20 protein-coding genes are annotated in these 23,022 nt (G+C 69.3%); 10 read left to right on the plus strand and 10 right to left on the minus strand.

From position 1 onward, the window contains the following. Positions 1-3: 3 nt before the first annotated feature. Together GA0070619_RS08785 and GA0070619_RS08790 are read right to left on the minus strand one after the other, a co-directional pair. Positions 4-1,950, minus strand: coding sequence for a GMC family oxidoreductase N-terminal domain-containing protein (locus GA0070619_RS08785; protein ID WP_088947600.1), 1,947 nt, complete (start codon positions 1,948-1,950; stop codon positions 4-6). A 516-nt stretch (positions 1,951-2,466) separates the two neighbouring features. Beyond that, positions 2,467-3,618 (minus strand): acyl-CoA dehydrogenase family protein, encoded by a 1,152-nt coding sequence (locus GA0070619_RS08790; protein ID WP_088947601.1) that lies wholly within the window; start codon positions 3,616-3,618, stop codon positions 2,467-2,469. A 75-nt stretch (positions 3,619-3,693) separates the two neighbouring features. Here GA0070619_RS08790 and GA0070619_RS08795 point away from each other — a divergent pair, with 75 nt between their 5' ends. Further along, positions 3,694-5,184 carry an aldehyde dehydrogenase family protein gene (locus tag GA0070619_RS08795; RefSeq protein WP_088947602.1) on the plus strand — a complete coding sequence of 497 codons (1,491 nt, stop codon included), beginning with the start codon at positions 3,694-3,696 and terminating at the stop codon, positions 5,182-5,184. A 1-nt stretch (position 5,185) separates the two neighbouring features. Here GA0070619_RS08795 and GA0070619_RS08800 read toward each other — a convergent pair whose 3' ends face one another. After that, on the minus strand, positions 5,186-5,824 hold the full coding sequence (locus GA0070619_RS08800) for a GntR family transcriptional regulator (RefSeq protein WP_231927339.1): 639 nt from the start codon (positions 5,822-5,824) through the stop codon (positions 5,186-5,188). A gap of 85 nt (positions 5,825-5,909) precedes the next feature. On the opposite strand from GA0070619_RS08800, the gene GA0070619_RS08805 reads away from it, so the two are divergent. The 4 genes from GA0070619_RS08805 to GA0070619_RS08820 are packed head-to-tail and all read left to right on the plus strand — an operon-like array spanning position 5,910 to position 10,075. Further along, positions 5,910-6,728, plus strand: coding sequence for an enoyl-CoA hydratase-related protein (locus GA0070619_RS08805; protein ID WP_088947604.1), 819 nt, complete (start codon positions 5,910-5,912; stop codon positions 6,726-6,728). Further along, a complete protein-coding gene (locus tag GA0070619_RS08810; protein ID WP_088947605.1) occupies positions 6,725-7,882 on the plus strand; it encodes a CaiB/BaiF CoA transferase family protein in 1,158 nt (385 codons plus the stop codon). Before GA0070619_RS08805 ends, GA0070619_RS08810 begins: the two co-directional genes overlap by 4 nt. Continuing rightward, a complete protein-coding gene (locus GA0070619_RS08815; protein WP_088947606.1) occupies positions 7,882-8,910 on the plus strand; it encodes an LLM class F420-dependent oxidoreductase in 1,029 nt (342 codons plus the stop codon). Before GA0070619_RS08810 ends, GA0070619_RS08815 begins: the two co-directional genes overlap by 1 nt. Before the next feature lie 28 nt (positions 8,911-8,938). Further along, entirely contained in the window at positions 8,939-10,075 is a 1,137-nt protein-coding gene (locus GA0070619_RS08820) for an acyl-CoA dehydrogenase family protein (protein WP_088947607.1), read from the plus strand. Here GA0070619_RS08820 and GA0070619_RS08825 read toward each other — a convergent pair. The 4 genes from GA0070619_RS08825 to GA0070619_RS08840 all read right to left on the minus strand — a co-directional run bounded on the left by GA0070619_RS08825 (position 10,061) and on the right by GA0070619_RS08840 (position 13,505). Beyond that, positions 10,061-10,798 carry a TetR/AcrR family transcriptional regulator gene (locus GA0070619_RS08825; protein WP_088947608.1) on the minus strand — a complete coding sequence of 246 codons (738 nt, stop codon included), beginning with the start codon at positions 10,796-10,798 and terminating at the stop codon, positions 10,061-10,063. The two genes, GA0070619_RS08820 and GA0070619_RS08825, sit on opposite strands and share 15 nt — an antisense overlap. 295 nt (positions 10,799-11,093) lie before the next feature. Then, positions 11,094-11,342: a hypothetical protein gene (locus GA0070619_RS08830; RefSeq protein WP_157743953.1), complete on the minus strand. Its 249-nt coding sequence runs from the start codon at positions 11,340-11,342 to the stop codon at positions 11,094-11,096. Between the two features lie 426 nt (positions 11,343-11,768). Continuing rightward, positions 11,769-12,668 carry an AraC family transcriptional regulator gene (locus tag GA0070619_RS08835; RefSeq protein ID WP_088947610.1) on the minus strand — a complete coding sequence of 300 codons (900 nt, stop codon included), beginning with the start codon at positions 12,666-12,668 and terminating at the stop codon, positions 11,769-11,771. 78 nt (positions 12,669-12,746) lie between these two features. Continuing rightward, entirely contained in the window at positions 12,747-13,505 is a 759-nt protein-coding gene (locus GA0070619_RS08840) for an SDR family NAD(P)-dependent oxidoreductase (RefSeq protein WP_088947611.1), read from the minus strand. 319 nt (positions 13,506-13,824) lie between these two features. On the opposite strand from GA0070619_RS08840, the gene GA0070619_RS08845 reads away from it, so the two are divergent. After that, a complete protein-coding gene (locus GA0070619_RS08845) occupies positions 13,825-14,166 on the plus strand; it encodes a nitroreductase/quinone reductase family protein (RefSeq protein WP_231927340.1) in 342 nt (113 codons plus the stop codon). A 244-nt stretch (positions 14,167-14,410) separates the two neighbouring features. Here GA0070619_RS08845 and GA0070619_RS33775 read toward each other — a convergent pair whose 3' ends face one another. Together GA0070619_RS33775 and GA0070619_RS08855 are read right to left on the minus strand one after the other, a co-directional pair. Further along, on the minus strand, positions 14,411-15,649 hold the full coding sequence (locus GA0070619_RS33775) for an ATP-grasp domain-containing protein (RefSeq protein ID WP_157743954.1): 1,239 nt from the start codon (positions 15,647-15,649) through the stop codon (positions 14,411-14,413). 2 nt (positions 15,650-15,651) lie between these two features. Further along, entirely contained in the window at positions 15,652-16,893 is a 1,242-nt protein-coding gene (locus GA0070619_RS08855) for an MFS transporter (RefSeq protein WP_088947613.1), read from the minus strand. A gap of 311 nt (positions 16,894-17,204) precedes the next feature. Between GA0070619_RS08855 and GA0070619_RS08860 the strand changes: the two genes are divergently transcribed. The 3 genes from GA0070619_RS08860 to GA0070619_RS08870 are packed head-to-tail and all read left to right on the plus strand — an operon-like array spanning position 17,205 to position 20,314. Then, positions 17,205-18,065: a TauD/TfdA dioxygenase family protein gene (locus GA0070619_RS08860; RefSeq protein ID WP_197699617.1), complete on the plus strand. Its 861-nt coding sequence runs from the start codon at positions 17,205-17,207 to the stop codon at positions 18,063-18,065. A 40-nt stretch (positions 18,066-18,105) separates the two neighbouring features. Next, positions 18,106-19,359, plus strand: a complete 1,254-nt coding sequence (locus tag GA0070619_RS08865) for an ATP-grasp domain-containing protein (protein ID WP_088947615.1) — start codon at positions 18,106-18,108, stop codon at positions 19,357-19,359. Between the two features lie 4 nt (positions 19,360-19,363). Continuing rightward, positions 19,364-20,314: a GNAT family N-acetyltransferase gene (locus GA0070619_RS08870; protein WP_088947616.1), complete on the plus strand. Its 951-nt coding sequence runs from the start codon at positions 19,364-19,366 to the stop codon at positions 20,312-20,314. A gap of 212 nt (positions 20,315-20,526) precedes the next feature. Here GA0070619_RS08870 and GA0070619_RS08875 read toward each other — a convergent pair whose 3' ends face one another. After that, the gene (locus tag GA0070619_RS08875; RefSeq protein WP_088951652.1) at positions 20,527-21,438 is read right to left on the minus strand and encodes a TauD/TfdA dioxygenase family protein; all 912 of its coding nucleotides are present in this window, start codon (positions 21,436-21,438) and stop codon (positions 20,527-20,529) included. 268 nt (positions 21,439-21,706) lie between these two features. Between GA0070619_RS08875 and GA0070619_RS08880 the strand changes: the two genes are divergently transcribed. Next, positions 21,707-22,984 (plus strand): amino acid deaminase, encoded by a 1,278-nt coding sequence (locus GA0070619_RS08880; protein ID WP_088947617.1) that lies wholly within the window; start codon positions 21,707-21,709, stop codon positions 22,982-22,984. The last annotated feature ends 38 nt before the right edge of the window (positions 22,985-23,022 follow it).

Here is a 23,022-nt window from a genome sequence, read left to right on the forward strand (position 1 = left end):
TGGTCAGAGCCCGGCGGCGAGTCGTTGGGCGTTCATGTACGCGATGGCCTCGACGGAGATCATCGGGTTGACGCCCAACGACGCCGGGAAGGTGGACGCGTCGGCGAGGACCAGGTTCGGGACCTCCCACGTGGCACCGTCGGGCCCGGCTACCGACGTGGCCCGGCTGCCGCCCATGCGGGCCGCGCCCATGATGTGCAGGGCGGCCATGGCGACCTGACCGGGCGCGGTCCCCAGGGTGTCCGTGTGGCGGATGAAGTCCTCGATGGAGCCCTTGCCGCTTTCCCAGATCGTGCCGCGCTGATGACCGGAGAACAGCTTGCGGGCGCCGGCCGCCTCGACGATGCGAGCGGCACCGGCGATCCCGGCCCGCATGTGGGCGGCGTCGTAGGCGGAGAGGCGGTAGTGCACCACCGGCTCGCCGTCGCTGCCGACCTTGACCTGTCCGCTGTCGCGGTCGCGGGTGATGATGCCGACCCCGCTGAGGTTCGGCAGCGACCGCATCTGGTCCAGGTGGGTCCGGGCGCCTGTCCAGCTCATGAAGGACACGGCGGTGGCCGGGTTGGTGGCGGCGGTCTCGTAGATGACGCCGTAGCCGAGGCCATCGAGATCGGCGTGTTCGGTGGAGTACCGGGTCTGCATTCCGCCCTCCCACGGGCGGACCTCCTCGGCGAACACGCCCCAGACGCCGGTGGCCGGGTGCAGATGGAGGTGCCGGCCGATGTTCGGGTTCGTGAGGCCGGAGCGGCGCAACAGGGCCGGCGTCTGCACGCTGCCGGCCGAGGCGACCACCGCGCGGGCGCGAATGATCACCGGGTGACCGTCGGCGGTGTGGCCGGCGACGCCGGTCGCCCTGCCGGCCGTGATGGTGACCGTGCGGACGTCGACGTCGACGAGAAGGCGCGCACCTGCGCGTTGGGCGTCGACGAGCCAGGTCTTGGTCGCGGATTTCTTGGCGCCGATGCGGCAGCCCAGGCCGCACCGCCCGCACTCGATGCCGGTGTCGCAGCCGTCGACGTTGCGGGGCATCTCGTCGACATGCCAGCCGAGCGTGGTCAGTCCGCGTTCCATGAGCGCGTCGCGGGACGAGATCCGGCCGTGGTCGCGGTTGACGCCGAGCCGGGACCACACCGCGTCGAGGCAACGCTCGTACTCGTCCGTGGCGAACTGTGGGACGCCCAGCGCGGCCCACTCGTCGCGAACCCGAGGCGGGGTGCGAAACGACGTGGTGTAGTTGACCACGGTGCCGCCACCGAGGCACTGCCCCTGGAGAATGCTCAGTTGGCCCTCTGCGGTGGCCGACGGGCCCGGGGCGTAGAGCCGCGACAATCCAGACAGCTCCCCGCCGTCGAAGTCCCTGTCGTCGTAGTACTCGCCCTTCTCCACGACGATCACGTCGAGGCCGTGCCCGGCGAGGACGGCCGCGGCGGTGCCGCCGCCAGCACCCGATCCGACGATGACGACGTCGCAGTCCAGGGTGGTGGCCACGGACGGACGGATCGGCGCCAGGACGGGCTCGGGGGCGTCGGTCCTGGTGCCGAGCGGTCCGGGGTAACCGATGGCGGGCCACACCGGCGATCGACCGGTCGGCCCGGGCGCCATGTAGTAGGACAGGGTGGCCGCGCCCTTGAGCGCCTGGAAGAGCGCCCGCTTGCGGGTGACACCCGATTCGGCCAGGGCGAGCAGCATCCGCTCGCGGCGCTGCTGGGTCTGCCGGGAGAACCGCCGTGCGCCGCCGCCGAGGATCAACTGGGTGGCGCGGGAGTCCCACAGATCCAGCAGTTGGAGGAACTGCCTGACCTCGGCGGCGCGAGGGTTGTGCAGGACCAGCGCGGCCATGATGTCGACCGCGCCGAGCTGACTGGCCGACGGGAGGTCGGCCCCATCGCCCGGTGCGAACGTGTCGCAGATGCTTGCCAGGGCGGCGCGCTGTCTGGCAGATAATTCCATGATTTTTCCATTCAGAGCGGTGGGCGGGGTTTCGCGTGTCCGGCACCAGGCGCGGGGGTGGTGCCGAAGGCCGACCATTGGCCGGACAACCCCGGCGGCGGTCAGCAGCGCCGTCGTCTTTCCCGCACCGCGGTCCGGTCGCAGGACATCGCTCACGGCACGAGCTCCGATCCGAGATACGCGGTACGCACGGCCGGGTGGGAGAGCTCGGCGCGCGGCGTCCCGGATGCGATGACGGCCCCGTAGTCCAGGACGTACACGCGAATCGCTGGCGCGGGGACCCTCTTCATGCTTACGGCACTGTAAATCACGCGTAACTTCTTGGGAAGGGTTCTGAACCTCGCACTAAGAAGGGCCACTGCCGGACTGCCCGGCTTTCTGCTGGAGGGCTATGTCGCCGGAGGGTGATGGTGAACCATGACTAACAAAGCACCCCGGCCGGTGAGTGTTCGGCACACTCGTCGGCCGGGGTGTCCGCCGTCGGTGGACGTGTCATCGACGGCGTGTCGCTGAGCCCTACCGCATGTGGTCGGACAGTCCGTAGGTCTTCGCGATGATCTCGCGCTGGATCTCGCTGGTGCCGCCGTAGACGGTGGACACGACCGAGGACCGGACCAGGCGCTCCATGTCGAACTCGGTCGCGTACCCGTAGCCGCCCATCATCTGCATGGCGTCCAGGGCGACGCGGCGGGCGGTCTCGGTGGCCTTGAGTTTCGCCATCGAGCTCTCCCGGGGCAGCAACGTGTCCGGAGAGCGGTCGACCTGGGCTGCGGTGTTGTAGACCAGGAGCCGGGCGCACTCGATCTCGGTGGCCAGGTCGGCCAGGCGATGCCGGATCACCTGGAACGACCCGATCGGCCGGCGGAACTGCTGCCGGTTCTTGACGTATTCCACGACGTCGTCGAACGCCCGCTGCGCGGTGCCGAGCATCAGGCTGGCGAGGATCAGCCGCTCCATGTTGAGCCCGGCCATCAGCTGCCGCCAGCCGTTGTCGATCTGGCCGACCACGGCGTCGGCGGGCAGCGCGCAGTCGGCGAAGTAGAGGTCGTTGACCTCCCGGCCGCCCATGGTGTCGATACCGGAGATCGTCAGTCCGGGTGCGTTGGCGGGGACCAGGAACATGGTCAGGCCGTCGTGGTCGCCGGCCCGGCCCGACGTACGGGCGACCAGCAGAATGTGCTCGGCGAGATGGGCGTTGGAACACCAGGTCTTCTGGCCGTTGATGAGGAATCCGTCGCCCCGGCGCTCGGCGCGGCAGCTCAGGTTGGCCACGTCCGAGCCGGCCTCGGGCTCGGACATCGCGACCGCCTCGACGACGCCGCGGGCCACCCCGCTCAGGATGAGCTTCTTCTGCTCCGCCGAACCGAACCGCACGTAGGTGGCGGCGACGATGATCGACGTGGTGAAGCCGCCGATCGGCGCCATCGCTCTGGCGGTCCCCTCCAGAAAGAGGCAGAGCTCCACCATCCCCGCGCCACCGCCGTCGAACTCCTCCGGCAGCGACAGACCCAGCCAGCCGAGGTCGGCCATCTTGCGATACAACTCCGGGCTGTGGGGTTCCCGTCCGCCGTTGGTGAGTCTCTGCCGTTGCTCACGGGTTCCGGCCTCGCGGCGGCAGAAATCCTGCACGGCCGCGACAAGGGACCGTTGCTCGTCGCTCCATTCCACAGCTGTACCTCCAGCATCGCAAAGGGATTGACAGCAAGGCTAGACTATCGAATATCAAATGTCAGGAGGATGCCGATGACGTCCCTCGTTGAGCACCCTCGCCGGTTGCACGTCGTCGACCCGATCACCGGCGAGTCCCGCACCGATTACGACCTGGCCGACGAGGCCGCGGTGAGTGCCGCCGTGCAACAGGCCCGCGAGGCGGCCGGCTGGTGGTCCGGCCTGGACGCCCGGCAACGTCGGCGTCATCTGCTCGCCTACAAGGCACTCGTCGCGAGCCGCATCGACGAGCTGGCCGAGCTCATCCGCAGCGAGACCGGCAAGCCCCTCGCCGGGGCCCAGCTGGAGGTGATGCTCGCCGTCGAGCACCTGGACTGGGCCGCCCGGCACGCCCGGCATGTGCTGAAACGGCGGTCGGTGTCCTCCGGCCTGCTCGCGTTCAATCAGGCCAGCTCCGTGGAGTACGTGCCGTACGGCGTCGTCGGCGTGATCGGGCCGTGGAACTATCCGGTCTACACGCCGATGGGGGCGATATCGCACGCGCTGGCCGCCGGCAACGCGGTGGTCTTCAAGCCCAGCGAGTACACCCCCGGTGTCGGCCTGTGGCTGGCCCAGCGTTGGAGCGAGCTGCATCCCGACCGACCGGTCCTGCAGGCCGTCACGGGTGACGGCACGACCGGGGCCGCGCTGTGCCGGGCAGGGGTCGACAAGATCGCGTTCACCGGGTCGGCCGCGACGGCACGGGCGGTCATGGCCGCCTGCGCCGAGAACCTGATCCCCGTCGTTATCGAGGGCGGCGGCAAGGACGCGCTCATCGTCACGGCCGACGCCGACCTCGACGCGGCCGCCCAGGCGGCCGTGTTCGGTGGCCTGGGCAACGCCGGGCAGACGTGCGCCGGAGTCGAGCGCGTCTACGTCGAGCAGGCCGTGTACGAGCCGTTCCTGGCCAAGCTGGCCGATCTGGTGCGGCAGGTCCGGCCGGGTGCCGAACCGGATGCGGCGTACGGGCCGATGAGCACGCCGGCCCAGCCGGGCATCGTGCTGAGCCACATCGCCGACGCGATCGACCGGGGTGGCCGGGCGGTCGTCGGTGACACGAGTTCGGTGCGGCCTCCGTTCGTCGAGCCGGTCCTGCTGGCCGACGTCCCCGAGGACAGCACGGCGGTCACCGACGAGACCTTCGGTCCGGTGCTGGTGGTCAACCCGGTGGCTGACGCCGACGAGGCGCTGCGCCGGACAAACGCGACCAGCTACGGGCTCTCCGGCTCAATCTTCACGCGCCATCGCCGCCGCGGACTGGCGCTCGCCGCGCGGCTGCGCGCGGGCGCGGTGTCGGTCAACTCGGTGCTCGGGTACGCCGGTGTGCCGTCACTGCCCTTCGGCGGCGTCGGCGACTCGGGCTTCGGGCGGGTCCACGGCGCCGACGGCCTGCGTGAGTTCAGCCGCCCGCGGTCGGTCACCTGGCAGCGGTTCCGGCCGGCGATCGACGTGATGACGTTGCAGCCGACCGCTTCCGCCATGCGGACCTCGTTGGCGATGTTCAAGTGGCGCCATGGTCGCCGGTGACTCACCCGCTCCACATCCCCAGACCATCGAGATGCTTCACCAACCGCTCTGCGCCGTCGGTGAAGTGGCGGGCCATGACGGGCCGGACGGTGACAGGGTCGTGGGCATCGAGCGCGTTGAGCAGGGCCTCGTGATCGGCGATCATGCTCGCCCGCCACTCCGGGTCGGCCGCGTAGAACCGCGACGGCGTGTAGCGCGTTGCCGTCCGCAGCAGCCAGGACAACTTGCGCGCGTCGGTCAGCCGGTTGATGCTGCGGTGGAACTCGAACTCGAGCTGCTCGACCCGGCTGACCTGCCTGGCCTGGGCGGCCCGGCGCAGCCGCTCGTGCTGCTGCCGCAGGTCGTCGAGCTGGGCCGGCGTGATGCTGACGGCGACCCGGGCGGCGAGTTCGCCGGCGATGTGACCCTGCAGACTGAACACGTCGATGATGTCCTGCCTGGACAGCGGCGCGACCACGTGGCCCCGTCGCGGCTGCAGCTCGACCATGTCCTCCGCGCGCAGCATCAGCAGGGCCTCGCGCACCGGCGTGATGCTCAGCCCGGTCTCCTGCGCGACCTCCTCGAGCCGGATCCGCTCACCGGGGCGCAGCTGCCCCGACATGATCCGGTCGCGCAGCAGGCTCGCCACCGTCTCTGACAACTGAGGATGAGAAACGTCCTGGACCTTGCTCCGCTCCGCCACACCGATAAGGTATCAAATGTCAAATGTCACAAGGGATGCGTCGATGAGCTCCCTGCGGGAGGCCGAACCGGCCGGTCACGGTCTGCGGGCCGCCACCCACGCCGGGGTCCGCACGATCTGGTTCGACCGGCCCGAGCAGCGGAACGCGATGACGCTGGACATGTTCCGCGACTACTACGCGGCGTTGCAGGCCGCCGACGCGGATCCGCAGGTGCGGGCGATCGTGGTGACCGGTGCCGGCGACTGGTTCTGTGTGGGCGCCGACCCGGAGGCGCTGCACGCGCTGCTCGACGAGCGTCACCGCGACCGGCTGGTGGACGATTTCGGCTTCGCACCCCATCTGCCTTTGACGCTCGGAACGCCGATCGTCGCGGCGGTCAACGGCGGCGCCGCCGGCCTCGGCCTGGTCCACGCGCTCTATGCCGACGTGCGGTTCCTGTCGTCGCAGGCACGCCTGGCCGCCGCGTTCAGCCGGCTCGGCCTCATCGCCGAGTACGGCAGCGCCTGGCTGCTGCCCCGGCTGGTCGGTGTCGGCAACACGCTCGATCTGCTGGTGTCCGGGCGCAAGATCGACGCCGCAGAGGCGTTCCGGATCGGACTGGTGCAACGGGTGCTCCCACGCGACGAGGTGCTGGCCGAGGCACAAGCCTATGCCGCCGATCTCGCCGCGCACTGCTCACCGGCGTCCATGGCGGTCATCCGCCGGCAGGTGTGGTCGGGCCTGGAGACCGGGGCCGCCGAGGCTGCCGCCGACGCCAACCGGCTCATGGCCGCGTCCCTCGCCGGGGCCGAGTTCGGTGAGGCCCTCGCCAGCCAGGTCCAGGGGCGTGCTCCCCGCTTCGCGGCGCGGTCCGGCGCATGAACGGCCCGCTGGACGGCATCCGCGTCGTGGAACTCGCCGGGATCGGCCCGGGCCCGTTCGCGGCGATGCTGCTGGCCGACCTGGGCGCCGACGTCATCCGGGTCGACCGACCGGAGCCGGGCGCGCTGTCGGCTGGCTCCCCGGGACGGGACCTGCTCAACCGGGGCAAGCGGTCGGTCGTCGTGGACCTGAAGCATCCCGACGGGGCCGAGGTGGTCCTCGGACTGGCCGACCACGCCGCGATCATGATCGAGGGCTGGCGTCCCGGGGTGGCCGAACGGCTGGGCATCGGACCGCAGGTTGCGCTGGAGCGCAACCCGGGCCTCGTCTACGGACGAATGACCGGATGGGGACAGCAGGGGCCGCTGGCCCGCGCCGCCGGCCACGACATCGACTACATCGCCGTCGCCGGCGCACTCCATCCGATCGGCCGCGCCGGCGAGCCGCCGCAGATTCCGCTCAACCTCGTCGGTGACTTCGGTGGTGGCGCGCTCTACCTCGTCGTCGGCTGCCTGGCGGCGCTGCACGTGGCCCGGACCACCGGGCGCGGGCAGGTCGTCGATGCCGCCATCGTCGACGGCACGGCCCACCTCACCACGATGTTCACCGGCCTCCTCGCTGCCGGCGCGTGGCAGCCCGAGCGTGGCCGCAACCTGCTCGACGGCGGGGCGCCGTTCTACGACGTCTACGCGACCTCTGATGGCGGTTACATGGCGGTCGGCGCACTGGAACCCCAGTTCTACGCCGAACTCCTGCGGCTGCTCGGGCTGGCCGACGTGGACCTGCCGGCCCAGCACGACGTCGCCGGATGGCCGGTGCTGCGCGAACGCTTCGCGAAGGTCTTCGCCGAGGGCACCCGCGACGAGTGGACGAAGCTGTTCGATGGCACCGACGCCTGCGTGGCGCCGGTGCTGTCGCTCGCCGAGGCGCAGCGCCATCCGCACCTGGTGGCCCGCGCGACGTTCGAGGAGCACTCCGACGTCCGGCAGCCCGCGGTGGCGCCCCGCCTGTCGCGGACACCGGGGGCGATCGGCGGCAGCCCGCCGGTGCCGGGCGCGGACACCGAGGCCGTGCTCACCGAGTGGGGTCTCGGCGCACACCGACAGCGGTGGCTGGACAACGGCGCCGTCAGCCAGACACAAGGAGTTCGCTGATGCGGATCGCGACACCGTTGGCCTATGCCACGGACCCCAGGAGCGGTGCGGACGCCGTGGCCGAATGGGAGCATGACGGCCTCGACGTGGTCTGGGTATCGGAGGCCTACGGCTTCGACGCCCCGACGATCATGGGCTACCTCGCCGCGAAGACGACCCGGTTGCAGATCGGCTCCGCCATCCTGCCCATCTACTCCCGAACCCCGGCGCTGCTGGCACAGACCGCGGCCGGCCTGGACGCGATCTCGGGGGGCCGCGCCATCCTCGGCCTCGGCGCGTCCGGACCGCAGGTGATCGAGGGATGGCACGGCGTCGCCTACGACCGACCGCTCGGACGGACCCGCGAGGTGATCCGGATCTGTCGGCAGGTGTGGCGACGCGAGACGCTGATCCAGGACGGCATCTACCGGCTGCCGCTGCCCGCCGGGGAGGGCACCGGCCTCGGCAAACCGCTGAAGATCCTCACCCACCCGGTCCGCGACCACATCCCGATCTACGTGGCCAGCCTGGGTGACAAGAACGTGCAGATGACCGCCGAGCTCGCCGACGGGTGGCTGCCCTTCCTGTACGACCCCGAGCGCGCGGCCGACGTCTGGGGCACCGCGTTGACAGCCGGCCAGGCCAAGCGGCCCGACGATCTCCGACCGCTCGAGGTCGTGGCCGGCGGCCCACTGGCCATCGGACCGGACGTGACCGGCCTGCGCGACCTCGCCCGGCCACTGATCGCCCTGTACGTCGGTGGCATGGGCGCCAAGGGTCGCAACTTCTACCACGACCTGCTGTGCCGCTACGGCTACGCCGCCGAGGCGAGCCGCATCCAGGAGCTCTATCTGGCTGGCCGCAAAGCGGAGGCTGCCGCCGCCGTGCCGGCGGAACTGCTGGAACGCACCAGCCTGATCGGGCCGCAGAGCTACGTGCGGGACCGCGTCCAGGCCTATCGCGACGCCGGCGTCACGATCCTCAACGTCACGCCGCTGGGCTCCGATCCGCGGCGCCTCATCGCCTCAGTGAAGGACATGGCCCGGTAGGGACCTGTGGAGCAAGGAGCTGACGTACATGGCGAACCGCACCATCTTCTCCGACGACCACCTCGCGTTCACCGAACTGGTGCGCGCCTTCATCGACAAGGAGATCGCGCCGCACCACGACCGCTGGGAAGCCGACGGCATCGTCGACCGCGGCCTGTGGCGGGCCGCCGGCGCCGCCGGCCTGCTGGGCTTCTCCGTCGACGAGCGGTACGGCGGCGGAGGGGTGACGGACCGGCGCTTCAGCGCCGTCCTCACCGAGGAACTGGCCCGTGCGGGCGCGAGCGGCCCGGCGTTCGGCCTGCACAACGACATCATCGGGCCATACCTCACCGACCTGACCAACGACGAGCAGAAGCAGCGGTGGCTGCCGGGCTTCTGCTCCGGCGATATCATCACCGCGATCGCCATGTCCGAACCCGGCGCCGGCAGCGACCTACAGGGCATCACGACCACTGCGGTCCGCGACGGCGACACCTACGTCCTCAACGGGCAGAAGACCTTCATCAGCAACGGCATCCTGGCCGACCTGGTCATCGTCGTGGCCCGCACCGATCCGGGAGCGAGGCACCGGGGGATCAGCCTGTTGGTGGTCGAGCGGGGCATGGACGGCTTCGAGCGCGGCCGCAACCTCGACAAGATCGGGCAGAAGGCGCAGGACACCGCCGAACTGTTCTTCGCCGACGTCCGGGTGCCCGCGGCCAATCTCCTCGGCGTCGAGGGGCAGGGCTTCGCCTACCTGATGCGCAACCTGCCCTTCGAGCGGCTGTCGATCGCCGTCGCGGCGCTCGCCGGTGCCGAGACGGTGTTCGAGCAGACCCTCGCGTACTGCAAGCAGCGCGAGGCATTCGGCCGTCCCATCGGCACCTTCCAGCACAACCGGTTCGTGCTGGCCGAACTCGCCACCGAACTGCGCCTCGGCCGGGTCTTCGTCGACCAGTGCCTGGTCGAGCCCGCCCTCACGGCGGAGACGGCGGCGATGGCGAAATGGTGGTGCACCGAGCTGCAACACCGCACCGTCGACCGCTGCCTCCAGTTGCACGGCGGCTACGGCTACATGCGCGAGTACCCGGTGGCCAAGGCGTACCTGGACGCCCGTGTCCAGACGATCTACGGCGGCACCACCGAGATCATGAAGGAGGTGATCGGCCGGTCACTCGGCCTGTGAGTCGCACTCCAACATGGGCACGAGGAACCGCCGGGCCACGGCACGCAGCTGTTCGGCGTCATCGAGGTCGACGACGGCGCTGGGAGTGACGAGGAAGGAGCAGGACAGGCGCGTCATCAACTCGGCCACCACCTCGACGTCCACCGTCTCGGAGATGGTGCCGGCGCGTTGCTCGCGGCGGAGTTGGCCGGCGACGAACCGTTGCACCGTGGCCAGCGTACGCCCGCCGTCGCTGGTCATCGAGGGGATGACCGCGTCCGGTTCGGCGGTCATCAGCCCTCCGATCAGCGGGTTGCGGCGGAAAGCCTGCAACGCGCTGACGAAGCCCAGCACCACCCGGTCGCCGACGGTCGCCGCCTGCTGGATGTCGAGGAGGAACTGGTCGAAGTAGCGACGGAACTCCCGCCGGACCACCTGCTCGACCAGCCTGTCCTTGGTGGCGAACCGGCGGTACGCCGTGATTCGGGAGACGCCGGCCCGGCGGGCCACGTCCTCCATGGTGGACCGCCGGATGCCCATGCGGCAGAACTGCTCGTAGGCGGCGTCGAGAAGCCGTGCGGTGACCTCGTCGCTGTCGTCCGCGCGTTCCAGCGCCTCGGTGAACGCGCGTTCCAGCAGCGACTCCGGGCCGGACGCGGGCAGCAGCGGTTGGCCGCTGTGCCCGTCATGACCTGCCTCGGGTAGCCCGGGGGACGGTGCGTTCGCGGATGCGCTCCGGGCCATGGGCTGCCCTCTCGTGAGATACGGTGACGCACGTCTTGCATCACGGTACCAACCGCGTACCCGCAACGTTGATACCGGCGAGGCCGGTCTCGACGTTTGGTTCCCACTCAACCCCGGTGCCACCGATCGCGTCTCACTCTGCATCCGCTCGTGCACAAGAGGTGTACGCGACCTGGAGATGGCGTGAGTCAGCACGACGACGAAGAGTTCCGGCTACCGGCAGCCTCAGCCACCGTTCCCTCAGTGCCACGCTGGCGTGAGGTTTCCTGACGCAGGACCGGACGGTGCGAATCCTTCAGGTGCGCAGCCCGTTGGTGTCGGCTATCTCTTCGCGGAGACGGCGCTGCTCGGCCTTGCTCAGCGAATTGCCGTCGGTGACGTGTAGGGCCCATGGTGTTGGGCAGGGGCCCTCGTGAGCGGTGTCCGGGCAGAGAGTTTCGACCAGACGATCGGTCAAGGCATCGACCTCGCTGGCAGAGGCGACCACCGGGATGGTGATCCGCCATAGCTGGGCCTGGCCGTCATCGGTCTCGAGAGTGGTCATACGCGGTATCTCCATCTGTCGGCAAGGGGCCGGCGCCGACCTCACATGCAAGCCCGCATTCGTCCAGGGGTCAGTGGCCAGGGCCCACATCCGCACAAGCTGCCATAGGTACCCCGCCAGACCTGGTTGTAGAAGAATAGGCCTCCTGACCATCGGTTCCAGCGACGCATCCAGTCCGGTGGGTTGCGCTGGTGAATGACGCGTGGCGTGAAGTCACCGTCCAAGAATTGGCGGACGCGGCTCTTGGTGCAGTCCGCCGCCCGACAGTGCTTGGTGCGGCAGCCTCGCGGCGCTTGGCTGGACGCATCTTTCTTGGCGCTTTTGACCGCGTCGCTCTCGGTCTTGCCGCTAATCCCAAGGCCGCTCACGGCCGCCGAGGGCGAGATGCGCCGCACCGGAACACCAAGATCCCCGACAGGGTCGAGGTCAGGGCAGCGCGGTGACGAGTTCTGCTGGCGGAGTGCGGAGTTGGGTGTCCTTGCTGGGCGGTGTGCCGAACATGCGGCGGTATTCGCGGCTGAACTGGGAAGGGCTGTCGTAGCCGACGCTGAGACCCACACCGGTGATGTCTGAGGGGCGGCTGGCGAGCAGGAGCCGTGCTTCTTGCAGGCGGATGCGTTTTTGGAACTGGATGGGGCTCATCCCTGTGACGGTCTGAAAGTTGCGGTGGAACGCGGAGACGCTCATGCCGGCGATTTCCGCCAGGTCCTCTACGCGGAAGGCGGTGGCGTAGTTCTCCCGGATCTGCCGCACGGCGCGGTTGATGTGGGCCAGTCCGCTGTCGGCGAGACCGAGTTGGCGGATGGCGACTCCCTGCTCGCCGCGCAGGAGATGCCAGAGGATTTCCCGCTTGACCATGGGAGCGAGGATCTTGCGGTCTGCGGGCTGCTCCAGCAGGCGCAGCAGGCGCACGATGGCGTCCAGCAGTGAAGGCGAGGCCGTGGAGACGGCAATGCCGGGTGATGCGGTGCGTGGGGTGGTCGGCAGGTCTCGGGGGTCGGCTTCCAGGAGGAGCTCAGCGAGGGCTGAGGGAGCGAGAGTCATGCCGAAGCCGAGGGTGGGCTGCCCGGTGTCCAGGACATGGCCGGTGACGGGGAGGTCGGCAGAGGCGATCAGGTACTCGCCGGGCCCGTACTCGTAGAGGCGCTCGCCGAGGGCGAGGCGTTTGCCGCCCTGGGCGATGACTGCGAGCACGGTCCCCGACATCCCGGTCGCCGAAGCATTGGGATGGGTGAACTTGCATACCCGGATGCCGTCGATCGCCGTGCTCATGTCGGGCCGCGCGTGCCGGTTGAGAAGCTCACGCATTTCGTCCAGGGCAGGCATGAATCCATTTTTGCACGAACCTGCACACGGACTCGCTGGCCGGGCAGGATTGGGCACACAGCCGACGGTCGAAGTGGTTCAGAGGTTCTGACCTCCGGAGACTTCGATGTCCTGGGCGGTGATCCACCGGCCTTCCTCGGAGACCAACATGGCGATGACCATGCCGATGTCGTCGGGCTCGCCGACGCGGCCGAGAGTGAAGGTCTTCGCCAGTTCCGGGATGATCTGCGGGTTCTTGCGAAACGCGTCGTCGGCGAAGCGGGTGACGGTGGCTCCCGGTGCGACCGAGTTCACGCGGATGCCGCGGGTGCCGAACTCCTTGGCCATGTAGCGGGTGAGCACCGCCACGGCGCCCTTGAGGGCCGCGTAGACGGAGTATCCCGGTGCGGTCACCTGGGGCAGCGTGGAGTTGCTGGTCAGGTTGACGATGGCACCGCCGTCGGCGAGGAGCGGCAGCAGGGCCTGGGTGAGGAAGAAGGGCCCCTTGAACAGGCCGTCCGTGAGCCGGTCGAATTCCTCCTCGCGGGTGTCCTCGATCATCGCCATGCCGGCGAATCCGGCATTGTTGACCAGGTGGTCGAAGGAGTCCCGCTGGAAGGTTTCGCGCAACACCTCGGCGACGGTCTCCCGGAAGATGGTGAATCCCGCCGTATCGCCGAGATCCAGGTGCAGCGCCACGGCAGTGCCGCCCCGCTGCTCGATCTGGGCGACGGTGTCCTTGGCGCCCTGTTCGTTGGAGTTGTAGGTCAGGATGACGCCCGTACCGCGCCGGGCGATCTGCAGGGCGGCGCTCTTGCCGATGCCGGAGCTTGCACCGGTGACGACGGCTACCTTCATGGTGTGCCTCCTGGGCTGAGGATTCGTCGGAATCCGTGGGGGGAGTGTGTCCCTTCCAGCAGACCGCTGCGCCGGGCCCGCGAAAAGAATGATCCTCTTCGCCTCTTGCCCAATCCTCTTGCACGGCCGGGGCAGGGCCCATGTCAGCCGTGCCGGGAGCGTTGGCCTTTGCGTGACTGCCCGGCTCGCCGCCGTGCTGCGCCTGCGCGTGGGCAGGATCGTGCAAAGATCCGCCAGGATGTCCCTAGCAGCCCTCCCGGCGTGACGGTTGACTTGCCTCAAACACCATTTCCGTCAGGCACGAGTGAGGCAGCCGACCATGACCGACACCGCGGACAGAAGCTACGACGTGAGCGCGGTCAGGCGCGCTCTGGCCATCGGTCCAGGCTCGCCGCGCGAGGCACGCACCATCGACATCACCACCCTGGGCCGGCGCACCGGTCGCCCGAGGCGCATCGAGATCTGGTTCCACCATGTCGGCGGCCGCTGGTACCTCAGCGGGATGCCGGTGCCCCGAAGCTGGTACGCGAATCTGTCGGCGCATCCCCATTTCACCGTCCACCTCAAGAACGGCGTCCGGGCGGACCTGCCGGCCACGGCAGTGCCGGTCAAGGATCCCGCGGTGCGCCATCGCGTACTGTCCGCGGTAGTCGCCCTGTAGGACGAGCCCGGTTTGCGCATGCGCGTCACCCAGCGCCAGCACCTCGAAGACTGGCTCAAGCACAGCCCGCTGATCGAGATCGTTTTCGACGACGAACGGCTGCGCCGTCGCTGAGCGGACCGCTCCGGGCGACATCGAGCGGCAGTCTGCGCGAGCATGGCCACGGGCCCGGCAGCATCGTCCGATGTCCGCTCGCCGCGGCTGGACCGGCAGCGCCGGGTTCTCGGCAGGGCCGTACGCACACCTAGACCTTGCCTCCGCTGGGGACGGTGGTGCGGCCGTCGGCGACGGCGATCTGGAAGGCGGCGTCGATAGCGGCGACGTTGCGGGTGATGTCGCCGCGGGTGGCGGCCCGCATGATGACGACGCCGGCGTAGACGGACGAGTCGAGCGGCCCGCTGACGTTGTCGCCGACGCGGGTGGTGATGGTGGCGTCGACGACGCAGTCGAGGCGCAGCAGTTCCTCTCGGCTGGTGATGGCGGTGACGGTGCCGGCGGGGCGGGGCAGCATGTACTGGATCATGTGGTCGTCGCGGGGTGCGGAGGCGATGTCAACGCCGGCGCCGGTGGCGAGGTCGATGAAGGTGTCCCACAGGTCGATGCCGTACTGGTGGCGGATCTGCGCGGTGATGCCGCCGCCGCCGGGGCGGCAGGCGATCTCACCGATGAGGTAGCCGTCCGGGCTCTTGAAGACTTCGAGATGGGTGACGCCGTCGCGGAGCCCGAGGGCGTCGACGACCTGGGTGTGCAGGTCGGCGATGAGGTGGGTTTCGGGGTCGTGGTCGGGCAGGGTGTACGAGCCGATGACGCCGCCGACACTGTCGAGGACGGGCGCGAAGTAGCGGGACACGGGCGCGAACCGCACGTGACCGTCGATGACCACGCCGTCGCAGTGGTATTCGGCTTCGATGTCGACCATCTGTTCGGCCAGCAGAGGGAACGGCGCGGTGCGCATGGCGGCGCGGCTGTCGTCGGCGAAGACGTCGTGCAGGTGGTCGGGGTCGCGGATGACGACGACGTAACCGGCGCCGCCGCCGCACGCGCGTTTGACGACGACGGGCCAGCCGAGGTGCCGGGCGGCCTCGACCGTGTCGTCGAGGGATTCCATCCGCCGAAACGCGGTGACGGGCAGGCCGGCCGCTGCGAGTTTCTGCTTCATCACGAACTTGTTGGAGAACGCGTTGGCGACCTCATATCCGGGGCCGGGCAGTCCCAGGTAGGAGCGTAGGTAGCCGCCGGCCTGGACGCTCCATTCGGAGGGTGCGACCACCCAGTCGAAGGGGTGCCTCTCGCGGATTCGCAGGGCGGCGAGCCGTACGCCGGTGAGGTCGGCCACGGAGTCGACGAGTTCGACGTCGGTGCCCGGGTCGTAGAAGTGCCGGTACTTGTCGATGGTGATGACGGAGAGCCGGACGTCGGGTCGGTCCTGCAGGAGCCGGGCTCCGGTGCGGCAGTTGGAGTTGACGAGCAGCACGTTGGGCATGATCACCCCACCGTTTCCTGAGGCACGGCGTGGGCCATGGCGGGGGTCTCCGTCCGGACGGGTCTGGGGTCGGTGGACCGGCTGGTACGGGTGGGCGATCTGGTCCAGATGACAACGGCCAGTACGGCGGTGACGGCGGCGGGCAGAAAGACGAACACGGAGCCGGTGAGGCCGACGGTGAGGCCGAGCAGCAGTGACGACAGCGGCACGGTGCCGGTGATGAAGGTACGGATGACGGCGTTGACCCGGCCGGACAGTTCGGCGGGAATCTCGGCTTGCCGGTAGGCCATGGTCGTGGCGTTGACACCGCCTTCGCCGAAGCAGAGCAGGCAGAACGCGATGACGACGAGGATGGGCGCGACGAGCAGCAGGCCGACGGAGCCGAGGGCTGCGACGCCGAGCCACACGCCGATGCGCAGGTGGCGACGGTGCGGCCCGTTCGGTGCCAGAGGGCTGACCCAGGAGCCGATGGCAGCGGCGACGGCACCGAAGGAGACGGCGATACCGAGCGCACCAGGGGACCAGTTCCACTGGTTGGTGCCGATCGTGAGGATGGTGGGTTCGACGGCGCCGGCGCCGAGGTTGTAGAGGGCTACGGCTGCGGTGAGCCGGCGCAGGTCTGGTCGGGCCCGGAAGTAGGCGATCCCCTCGCGGATCTGCTCTCGCATGGTGGGGCCGTGGCGTTCGATGACGGTGCGCACCTTGGGTAGGAACAGGGCGGCGACGGCGGTGACGAGGAAGCTGCCGGCGTCGATGATGAGGGCCCACGTGACACCGGCGGCGGCGATGGTCAGACCGGCCAGGGCAGGGCCGGCGAACCGGGCGACGAGCTGCGCGGAGTTGAACCAACTGGCTGCCTGGTCGAGCCGTTCGCGGGGGACGAGGGCGGGGATCAGGCCGTAGTCGCCTGCCACGTCGGAGACCACCTTGGCCAGGCCCATGACGGCGAGCATGACGAAGACCAGGGCGACCTGTTCGAACAGGAGCAGCAAGGGGATCATCGCCACGGCGGCACATTGGACGATCTCGCCGGCGATGAACAGGGTGCGCCGGTCGTGCCGGTCGATGAACGCGCCGAGGAGCGGGGCAAGCAGGAAGGGCGCGGTCTGGGCGGCCATGCTCGTGACGGCGAGCAGGCTGGAGCCGGTGGATTCGAGCAGCGCCCAGGGCACGGCCAGGTACAGGAACGTGTTTCCGGCCATGGAGATGGCCGTCGCTCCGGTGTACAACCAGAACTTTCTCATGATCTTCCCATCGCCGTCGCGGCCGGGTGCGGCTCTCGCTGTGTCGGGCAGGGCCTTGGCGGTGCGGCGGACTCCGTTGGGGAAATCGTCCGGCGCGGCTATCCGTCGACAGTCATGTTGCCACGTCTTGCCAAATCTTGGCAATGCGGTCACGATGATGGCGCGATGAGGGGTGCTCCCGCTTCGCAGGATTGGCAACAATGGCCAGGCCTTGTGCGTGCCAGGCGAGCCAGGCGCAATCCACGCCCACACTCATCCGAGAGAGAGGCAGTACCGTGGCGCAGACCCTCGTGGCCCCATCGTCCGTCACCGTGACCCGGCTCGCGGGCAACATCGGCGCCGAGATCGGTGGTGTCGACACCAGCGGACCGCTCAGCGACGCCGCCGTCGCCGCCGTCCGTGCCGCCCTGCTGGCGCACAAGGTGGTGTTCCTCCGCGACCAGAACCTCGACTACGACAGCCAGCAGGCGTTTGCCGAGCGGCTGGGCGAGCTCACGCTCAGCCACCCCATCTACGCCGCACCGGAGCGCCGTCCCGCGTTGCGCGAGATGGACTCCGCCCACGGCACGAAGGCAAACCACTGGCACACCGACCTGACCTTCATCGAGCGCCCACCCGCGTTCTGCCTCCTGCACGCCAAGATCATTCCGCCGGTGGGCGGGGACACGATGTGGGCGAACTGCGTCACCGCGTACCAGTCGCTGCCCGCTCCGCTGCGCGCACTCGCCGACGAGCTGCGCATCCTGCACAGCAACGACTCCGACTTCACCGACGACACCGTGGACCACCGCGACGACTACGTGTCCACCGCCTATGTCGCTGAGCACCCGGCAGTGCGGGTGCACCCGGAGACCGGCGAGCGTGCGCTGCTGCTCGGCGGCTTCGCCCGCAGCGTCGTGGGGATGACCCCGGCCGCCGGCCGCGACCTCATCCGGCTGCTGCAGGAGTACGTGACCCAGCCCGAGCAGACCGTTCGCTGGCAGTGGCGCGTCGGCGACCTCGTCATCTGGGACAACCAGGCGACCATGCACTACGCGATCTACGACTACGGCCGGGAGCGCCGTCGTGGCGAGCGGCTGACGACCATCGGCCAGACCCCGGTCGGCATCGACGGGCAGGCCAGCGTCACCATCGCCGGTGACACCTCCGCATACAGCGCCGGCCTGCGCTGACGCCACGGCCCTTGTCGGACCGTGAGGAAGAGGCTGTGACATGAAGAACGTGCTGCTGATCAACTCGGGTCGCAAGGCCGTCGGCTGCGCACTCCAGGAACGGGACGACATCCTGCTGTCGGTCATCTCCATGCCCGGCTACCTCGACTGGTACGACGCGGGCACCGACCTGGAGGTTGTCGACACCATCGAGAACCTGGATCTGGTACGCGCTGCCGCCCTGCGGATCCGGGAGCGTAATCCCTTCGACTACGTGGTCGCCCCGTCGGAGTGGAGCGTCCCTGCCGGAGGCTTCATCCGTTCCTACTTCGGCATCCCCGGGCCGAGCTTCGACGTGGCGAACGCGTTCTCCAACAAGTTCGTGATGAAGCAGAAGGTCGCCGCGGCCGGGCTGCCGGTGGCGAGGTTCCGTCGGGTGAACACGCTCGGTCAGCTCGTCGCCGTCGGTGACGAGCTGGGCTGGCCGTACGTGCTCAAGTCCGCCTTCGGCGGCGGCTCGGAGAACGTGTTCGTCGTCCGCGACACCGAGCACGCCAAGTCGATCATGGCCGGGGAGACCCTGGCCCGTCTGAGCGACCTGGACAGCCCGATGCTGGCCGAGGAGTTCGTCGACATCGACACCGAGTTCCACTGCGACGGGGTCGTCGTCGACGGCAAGGCCGTGTTCGCCGCCGCCTCCCGTTACCTCGCCCCGGTCCTCGACAGCCTCGGCGGCGTGATCGGCTCGTACACGCTGCCGGACGACCACGCCGATGCCCGCCTGATCTGCGACCTGCACGATCGGGTGGTCACCGCACTGGGGCTCCCCGACGGCGTCACCCACCTGGAGGTGCTCAAGTCCTCGCGCGGCTACCTGGTCGGTGAGATCGCCTGCCGGACCGCCGGCGGTGGCATCCCTCTACAGCTTGAGCACCAGTACGGAGTGGACACCACCGACGCCCTCATCGCCACGTCCATCGGCGACCCGGTCGAGTTGGACGTCCCGTCCCGATCCGACTACATGATCCAGTACATGCTGCCCCGGCCGGTGGGCACGGTCACCGCGATCAGTGCCGCCGCCGACCTGCGCTCCGCGGCTGGCGTGGAGTACGTCGAGATCAGCACGAAGGTCGGCGACCACCTCGCCGGTCCGGTGGACTCCTCGGTCTACGCCGGCATCGTGCTGATCCGGGCTGCGACCGAGGCGCAGGTGGCCGAGCGATGCGCGGAGATCGCGCGCCGGTACCGCATCGACGTGGCAGCGGAGCCGGTCGACGATTCTGCGACGGCTGTCCTGGCCGAGACGAGGGGGTGACGCTGTGCGGATCACCGACCACCACGGCCTGGCTGTCGCTGACATCGTCCCAAAGGAGGTGGCGCAGCGGCCGTGGCGCGGCAGCGACCAGCACATCGACGTGGTACGCCTGCCAAACCCCCCGGACGATCTCCTGCCCGACCTCGCCGGACTCGGCTTCGTCCACAAGCCGGAACTGCTGTCGTGGCGCGCCGAACTCGGCCCGGACGAGGAGGAATTCCTGGCCCGGCTGGCCACGAAGCCACGCCAGGACATCAGGCGCTCCATCCAGCGGGCCGAGGCCGCGCTCACGCTGACTGTCCATGACACCCTGCCGGCGCCGCTGCTCGACCGGTTTCTGGACCTGTACCGCTCCCGTGTGGCGGAGATGACCTACGGAATCACTATCGCGTGCCGGTACCGGGACGCGATGCTGGACGGTCCGGACAAGTACTACGGCGTCTTCGCGATGGACGGCGCGGAGATCGCCGGCGGGTGCCTGGTCCGTGAATGCCCGGACGAGGAGACGGTACGCATCCGCTTCTCCGCCGTGACCGAGGAGTGGCGGCGGGCCAGCCTGGCTCGCACCCTCTACTTCGGGGCGATGCGAGTGGCCCGCGACAAGGGCTTCAAGTGGGTGACGCTGGGCGATGAACCCAACCTGTACGGCCACCTGACCAAGATGGGCCTGTTCCCATTCAAGGTCGCCATGGGATTCCACCCGGTGCCGTCGCAGGACAATCACGACCCCGAGGGCCGCGACCTCGCTGACCTGGTCCTGACCGGCACGCACCTGAGCGGGCCCGGACTGATGCTCGGGTATGTGCCCGGCCGGCGCCACGAGCGGCAGTTGACCGGGTACGTCATCAGCGACGAGCCGGTGGACCTGAAGCGGATCGCCGCCCCGTTCCTGGACGCGGTGGTCCAGGTGCCGCCCGGTGAGCGCGCCGCCTCGGCGGCGGTCCCGCTGCCCTGAGCGGCGCTGCCTGTCCCCGCTGCCGACACTCCTGGACTGACTGACACGACGGCTCCCGGTCCCGCCGGGAGCCGTCGTCGTGTTCCACCACCCCCGCCGCCTGATGAATCCCGTGGCGGCTCGCCGGGTGCCGGTGACACGGCGAACCCCGGGTGTACGCCGGCGGACCGGCGCGCACCCGGGGAACTGGCCCCGAGCACGTTGGCGGTGGGCTACATGCCCGCGCCCGCCACGAAGTCGGAGGTGTTGCCCTGCAACGTGACAGCGGGAGCGCCGTCGACACCGACAGTGGTGGTGCCGGCGACGGTGACCCGCTCACCGCGGCGGTGCTCGGTGTAGTCCTTGATCGCGTAGTGCAGGGTCGCCTGGTTGTCCCAGATCACCAGGTCGCCCTTCTGCCACTTCCAGCGCACCGTGTACTCGGGCTTGGTGGCGTACTCCGTCAGGATCCGGAGCAGGTCGCGGCCGGCCTGCGGGGTGTAGCCGGTGACAGCCCGCGCGAACCCGCCCAGCAGCAGGCAGCGCTCGCCGGTTTCCGGGTGCACCCGGACGGCCGGGTGTTCGGCCGCGAAGCGGTTCTTGAGGTACTTGGTCCGCACGTCGCCGTCGTAGGTGGCGTCGGTGAAGTCCGAATCGTTGGAGTGGACGACGCGCAGTCCGTCGGCCAGCGTGCGCAGTCCCTCCGGCAGGTCCCGGTATGCCGCACCGGTGTTGGCCCAGATCGTGTCGCCGCCGACCTCGGGGCAGACCACGTTGTGCAGGAAGGCGAAGGCCGGCGGGTTGTCCATGTAGGTGAAGTCCGCGTGCCAGTAGTTCGCGCGGGTGCCCTCGCCGCGGGAGTCCATCTCCCGCAGCAGCGGCTTGCCCTCGGGGCCGCCGTAGATCGGGTGCCCCAGAGTCAGGGTGCCGAACCGCTTGCCGAACGCCACCAGACGGTCGTAGTCCAGATCCTGACGCCGGATGAAGATCACCTTGTGCGTCAGTAGCGCTTGCCGCAGTTCGCGGATCACATCGTCGCTGAGGTCCTCGGCGGCGTCCACGCCGAGGACCTCGGCGCCGATGTTGCCCGCCACCTGCCGGATCCGGACCCGGGTGTTGACGGGGTTCTCGATGGTGTGAGTCACCTGGTCCTGCCCTTCCTTGTCGGAGTCGACGGCTCTGCCCGCGTGGAGCCTGGGGAAGTGCACACGCTCCACGTCTGGGCGCCTGGCCAACGCCGCCGGTCTTGAGAGCCATATTGCCAAGTCTTGCCAGCCCTGGCAACGCCTGAATCCGCAGTATAAGAACTACTTTTCAGTCAGCAGCAACCTCGGCTCGGCGTCCGCCGATTGCTGGCTGTTGCCAAATCTGGCAGGCTTTGGCAAAGCGCATCGTCTCGTGGGAGGGCTAAACATGATCGATACCGAGGCCGTGGAGGCGATCCGCCAGGAGCTGATCACCTGGAGGTACAAGGGGCTGCCGGTGGCGCTGGACGGCTGCACCATCGCCAACGCCGCGGAACGCGGGCTCAACCTGTTCGAGGACGGATTCCTCGGGCCGATGCTCGTGCTCGACGACGACGCCCTGACCCACAACCTCACCACGATGGCGAAGTGGTGCGCCGACCGGGGAATGCAGCTCGCCCCGCACGCGAAAACGACGATGGCGCCGCAGCTCTGGGCTCGCCAGATCGAGGCGGGGGCGTACGGGCTGACTGCGGCCAACACCGCCCAGCTGCGGGTGTACCGCGCCTTCGGGGTGTCCCGAGTCATCTTCGCCAACGAACTGGTCGACAGTGCCGGGCTGCGCTGGGTCGACGAGGAACGGTCCGCGGACCCCGGGTTCGAGTTCGTCTGCTTCGTCGACTCGGTCGAGGTGGTGGCCCAGATGGAAGCCTCGCTGCGTCAGGTGGGTGCAGCGCCGGTGGATGTCCTGGTCGAGGTCGGCCGCACCGCCGGACGGGCCGGGGCGCGGTCGGTGGCCGAAGCGACGGCGGTGGCCCGCGCGGCCGCGGCCAGCCCACTCCTGCGTCTCGTCGGGGTGGGGGGCTACGAGGGTGTGCTGGTCAACGATCCGTCGCCGCACAGCATCTCGGTGGTCAACGAATTCCTGCACCGAATGCGCGAACTGACCATCGCCCTGCATCGCGAGGGACTGTTCGAGACCGACGAGATCCTGCTCACCGCAGGGGGCAGCTGCTTCTTCGACCAGGTCGCCGAGGTGTTCGGCGGGCCGTGGCCGGGCATGTCGGTGACCACCGTGCTGCGCAGCGGATGCTATGTCACCCACGACGACGGTTTCTACCGGTGGATGTCCCCGTTCTCCCGGGGCGAGGCCGCCAACGGCTCGCTACGGCCGGCCCTGAAGCTGTGGGCGCGGGTCACCTCGATGCCGGAGCCAGGGTTGGCCCTGCTGACCGCCGGCAAGCGGGACCTGTCGTTCGATGCCTGGCCGCCGGAACCGCAGCTGGTCCGCGGCGTCGACGGCGAGATCCGTGAGCTGGCCGACTGCGCCATCCGCGCGGTCAACGACCAGCACGCCTTCCTCACACTGCCCGCCGGGCACGGGCTCGCGGTGGGGGACTGGGTCATGCTCGGACTGTCCTACCCGTGCACGGCCTTCGACAAGTGGCAGCTGATCCCGGTCGTACGGGGCGAAACCGTTGTCGACTTCGTCCGGACCTACTTCTGACGAGGCTGCCCGGTGTGGGCGGCGCCGCCGTGGCGACG

The organism is Micromonospora zamorensis, assembly GCF_900090275.1.
Taxonomy (GTDB): domain Bacteria; phylum Actinomycetota; class Actinomycetes; order Mycobacteriales; family Micromonosporaceae; genus Micromonospora; species Micromonospora zamorensis.